This is a genomic window from Caballeronia sordidicola (assembly GCF_002220365.1).
Taxonomy (GTDB): Bacteria; Pseudomonadota; Gammaproteobacteria; order Burkholderiales; family Burkholderiaceae; genus Caballeronia; species Caballeronia sordidicola_C.
In genome coordinates this window covers 1-4,789 of record NZ_MTHB01000124.1, presented here as the reverse complement: position 1 = coordinate 4,789, position 4,789 = coordinate 1, and the positions used below count along the sequence as shown (strand labels likewise).

The window sequence follows — 4,789 nt, the reverse complement described above, 5'->3', positions numbered from 1 at the left end:
CCACGCCGACAACTCGCTCCATGAGCCCGAGTGCTCCACTTCGTTCATAGGGGGACTTAGGAAACGTCTTGTCGCGGCAAAGACGTATCGCCTTTCGCCCAATATCCGTCCTTGCCATGAAACGTATGAAGCGCCGCTTCATAGGTGCGGCTCAGTGGCACCGAATCGTCGTAGTCCGGGCAGCTCCTGATGGACCCGCGCGTTAGCCCTGTGGAAATGGTAGACCCGAGCCAATCTACGGAGCCAACCCACTGAGTTGCCAAAAGTACCGTCTTGCCTCCGGGCCACCAGTTTCGCGTATCGACTGTCAGGTAACGAATGACCCATGCCACGTCGTCGAAGATGAAACCCGAGACGTGCCCTATGCTTCCGTCGCGCGCTTCAATGTGGTAACCCGTCACAGCGTCTGTACTTCGCAAGTGCACGTCCACTGGCGGTGCTCCATCCACCGCTAGCTCAATAGGTTCAAACGCTTCCGATTCAATACCTGGCGCGACCTGCATCGGACCGAGCACAGGGAAACCGCCTATTCCCCATGAGTCTCGGCCGCCCCAGTACATCGGATAGCCGTAGTAACGGAGATACTTCACCTCGTGCTGACGAGACACTGGCTGTTGCGTGTTGATACTCGGGCTGTCCCTTACCTGGTCGCGAGTTAAATCCACGGACACGGCGCCCGCTCCCGGGTCGGTGTGTTTGACGGAATACGGTGAAATCAGGACCTGACGTTCATTGAGCCAGTTTCCAGTATCTATCACAAGGTAACGGACGCCCCACGCCTCGTCATCGAAATAGACTTCGTCAACGCTTCCTAATAGCCCATCGAGCGCAGCGACCGCGCTGCCCTTAAGAGTTTGTATACTTCTCAACATTTTCGGTACTCCGTCATATATTCTGACAAGCGACCAGCTCCGTCCTGAGTTTCGGGGACTCACGGACCGTTCGACGCGAGCGGTCATAAGTGAAGCAATGTAATGAACGTTCCGATCCCGTTTAGGCCGTCGACGAGCTTTTTGTCTGTTAATCAATGTAATCCAGGCAATGCAGGAGAGTGACCGGAAAATTGCTATGGCGTCGGATCAGGAAAACAGCGGCCTGATTTCGGCAAGCTCTTCGTATCGACCCCGCTACTACTTGCGCCGACCCGACCGGTAGCGGAGCTCGGTGGGGACCGTTAGTGAATGAGCAACTACACCTGAATAAGGGCGGCGCGCACCCGACTTGCCTTTTCCCCCTTCGATCCACGCTCGCACCTCGTGTTCGGTCGACCAGTACACTGTGCTGCAGTCACACAAAGGATAGACCCGACCAAACATCCCGCGATAGGCACGGAAACTACTCAGTCGTGTGTCAGCACGAGGCTACCCGCTTAAAGCGATCTGGTGCGAGACGAGCAAAGTCCGTGGAACCTCAGTAACCGAAAGGACTAGGAGCTGACTATCGCACACCTCAAGTAGGAGTTTTTTTGCGGGCATTGACTTATGACGCAGTGAAAACAACGTCGCCGCAGCAACGAGCACAGCAAATTTTAGATCGATTGCGCTAAGTATTTTCCGAACTACCTCTTTGGGCAAGAGATCGATAAGCTTATAGCGTAACGTTCGCCTACGACTTGCTCGCCTGCCCCTCCATTGGGACTCGCTTAAAGGAGCGACGGCGAGTTGCTACGGTGAGAGGCCCCGGTTTAACTCAGTTATGAACTGTTCTCGGACAGAAGATGGAGGTTCAAATGTCACACTATTACTGGAACGACTGGTATTTTGGCTGGGGTTGGTTTCTCTGGTTTGCCGTAGTTTTTCTTATTGTTTCGAGCTTCGGAAATTGGGGCTATACGTATCGAGCTCATAGAAATTATGGCCAGATGCCACGGAAGAACGCCCTCGATATTCTCAACGAACGTTATGCGCGCGGAGAGATAAGTCGGGAAGAGTTCGGTTTGATTAAATCGGAGATAATCAAGGCATAACGCGGGAAATAGAGGGCGCCGCTAACGTGAGTCGAACCGCGCCGGAGGTGAGTCTTAAGATGTGCTGCGGATCAACTTGGAGCAAAATGTGGACAAACCGTGGAATAGCGAATGACCCTTGTGGTCATTGAAGCGATGCGATATCACTTGCGGTTTCGGGCGACCCAGTCTTGAGACGAATAATGTCGTTGCGCGGATTGCGACGATCGCGGTGAGTCGACTCGTTAAATCTGATCGGCCTGAAAGATTGTGCTGCGCGCCGGCTGACGAATTCCAGCTGTCTGGCCACCTTACATCGGATACGCCGCGCTTGCCAACCGCCTTCCGCGGCGAATCGATCACCGCGGTGAGATAGACGAGGCAACATGCCAACGGGATGTAGGTCGTATCCAGCGCAAAGACCTGGTTGCTACGATCAATTTTCCGTTCACATAACTCACGTATCAAGTAAGGCCAATTTTGTGAGCAGCAGTGTTTGCGACTGTAGTTCAGCGTGCGGTGCAGCGCTTCGATTCCATTTTTCGCGCAACGTGCCGACATGCTTGTGGCCGACCGCGACCCCGTCCCTCCTGAGCATGCGCATCAACATGCGCGTGGGCGAACGGATACTCGAGGTGTAGCTCATCGATGTGCCGTATCAGCGCAAAATCCTGCCCTCTCACTCCAGTCCATACGGATTAGACGGTGAGCGCCGGATATCGAGCAGCGTCGCCTCTCGTATAACTGCAAACGTGTCGTCCCGATGTGTCATTCTCTACATTCAGAAATCTCGATTTGACGGGCACGCCGGCTAGAGAAGTCGCTCTCGAGAGCCAATCAGCCAATGTTTTCACGCAGCGTCTTTATATCGACCGACGGCTCATCACTCGGTCGCTTTGCTGCACCAACTCGGACCGCCTGCACTCGCCGCGAATCGTCTCCAGTGCAACCTCGCCTTGAACGCAGCTGAGTGCGCGCGTCGGCTTCTTTCGGTCATTGTCGAGTTCCCTTTTCGGAGCATTAGGCTCATCTGATAACCGAGCGATTCCATCTACTCGACCGTTCAGGTTTCCGGCTCCACTTCTACCTCAGATCGCAAGTGTCGTTTGCGCAGGGAATAGCAGGAGACATCGTAGGCACTGACGCAGATATGCATGAAGGTGACCAACATTCCTCGCCACGACTGTCTCGTGATCACGACGATCTGAATAGGAATCGATCGTTTGTGACCCGGTCATCTGCCAAGCCCGTTAAGTTGCGGTGATCTGGAGCCGATACTGCTTTTCGAACTCAGCCGGCGACCTTCGCTAGCTAGTCTTTCGAAGATGGGGCTGCAGCCAAAGATCAAGCTGCCCCGCAGTCGTCGCTCCGCAGTGGCGCTCTATCTCCTGTCCATTTCTGAGAACGATGAGTGTAGGGACGCATTCAGTTCCGTAGCGTGCTGCGAGTGATGCCTCCTCATCTATTTCCACTTTTGCGAACATCGCGCGCCCAGTGAGCTTGAGTGCGCCATTGGCAAAATGAGGTGCCATCGCCTTCGAGATGCTGCACCATCGAGCCCAGAAATCAACTACCACCGGCAGTTCAGACGCGCCAACGTGCCGATAGAAATTCGCCGCGGTTAGTGAAATCGGACCGCCGCCGGACGACCGCTTGTGGGCGACGATCCGCGCAGGCGTACCCGCGATTGATTCGGGTTCAAACCCTTTCGGCAGAGGTCCATTCCCATAAAGTCTATTCATTTTGCACTCCGAAATTCATCTTTTCGACTGCGTGTCCGCGATCGGTTACTTTCAATCGTATTCCTATTTACTAGAAATATCGACTACAAGGGCGAGTGGTTTTCGCCAGATCGATATCCCTTACAATCAATTCATTTTCCTAAGCAAATCTAGCAGGAAAAGAACCTTGTCCCCGGGATCAAATTTATCTGAGTTTATTTTTAGTTTTTCGCATTCCTACTTTGAAAGCTATCCCGGTCATATTTAAATTTTATCTCGAAACTACAACAGAGGATTCGATTGCTCGTCCCTAACGAATTCCATCAACCGAGCTGATGGTTCCCATCGGGGCGTATTGGCCGCTTCCGTTGTACTTTGGCTGGGTGACCGGCTATCCGCCTTCGTTACACGATCGAACGCGGTTTCAATGAAGTGTCTGTAGACATTGTGGGCCCTCGAGCTGCATTTGGATTCGATCTGACCACCGCTTTTCTATCCCTACCACGATAGCGCTAAGTGCTGGACGAAGACAGGCTCGGAAACTACTCAGACGGATGCATTGAAACTTTCGAATCACCTACAACCGCGTCGATGACGCCACGGGCCGCAACGGCCAAAGAACCCTTTCCTTTCACGAGGTCACCTAGATATTTGGAGGCGTCTCGCTGGCAATCACCTACAACTCCAAAAAAGCGCGACAGGCACTTTGGATGTCTTGTCATAACTTAACTAACGAAGTAGGTAGTCATCTCGCAAGCCAAGTTGCTGGTGCAGGCGTCAAGCTTAGCCCCGCTCATCTCTAAGTAGTTTCCGATTCTATGCGCCCGGCCGAAAGACACCTACTATCAAATTCATCAACGTCGTGTACCGGACTCACGTCAGCGTCGGTCCAACAAAGCTTCAAGGAAGCTCCTCATATGAAACGCTTAACACAAGCGAGCCTCATCGCCACTGCGTTCGGTCTTGCATTCGCGTCCCCGCTACTAGCCGCAGGGCTCCCGGCGACCACCGTGGTGAGTCCTCAGTCGTCGCAAGACAGCGCACCCCCAAAGATCGAGTTAGCCGAAAAATGTCTAACCGACCTACGCGCGTTCAACGGTCAAATGGAAAGAGACGGCTTTCC

4 protein-coding genes are annotated in these 4,789 nt (G+C 53.4%); 2 read left to right on the top strand and 2 right to left on the bottom strand.

The window, feature by feature from the left end; all coding sequences use genetic code 11:
- Positions 1-56: 56 nt before the first annotated feature.
- Positions 57-872: a PRC-barrel domain-containing protein gene (locus BSU04_RS20640; RefSeq protein ID WP_089162364.1), complete on the bottom strand. Its 816-nt coding sequence runs from the start codon at positions 870-872 to the stop codon at positions 57-59.
- An 857-nt stretch (positions 873-1,729) separates the two neighbouring features.
- Between BSU04_RS20640 and BSU04_RS20635 the strand changes: the two genes are divergently transcribed.
- Positions 1,730-1,966 (top strand): SHOCT domain-containing protein, encoded by a 237-nt coding sequence (locus BSU04_RS20635; RefSeq protein WP_089162363.1) that lies wholly within the window; start codon positions 1,730-1,732, stop codon positions 1,964-1,966.
- Positions 1,967-3,252: 1,286 nt separating this feature from the next.
- On the opposite strand, the gene BSU04_RS20625 is transcribed toward BSU04_RS20635, so the two are convergent.
- A complete protein-coding gene (locus BSU04_RS20625; protein ID WP_089162361.1) occupies positions 3,253-3,687 on the bottom strand; it encodes a thioredoxin family protein in 435 nt (144 codons plus the stop codon).
- Positions 3,688-4,583: 896 nt separating this feature from the next.
- On the opposite strand from BSU04_RS20625, the gene BSU04_RS47130 reads away from it, so the two are divergent.
- Positions 4,584-4,789, top strand: a 206-nt coding sequence (locus tag BSU04_RS47130; protein WP_218827323.1) for a hypothetical protein, incomplete at its 3' end; no start/stop codon positions are given.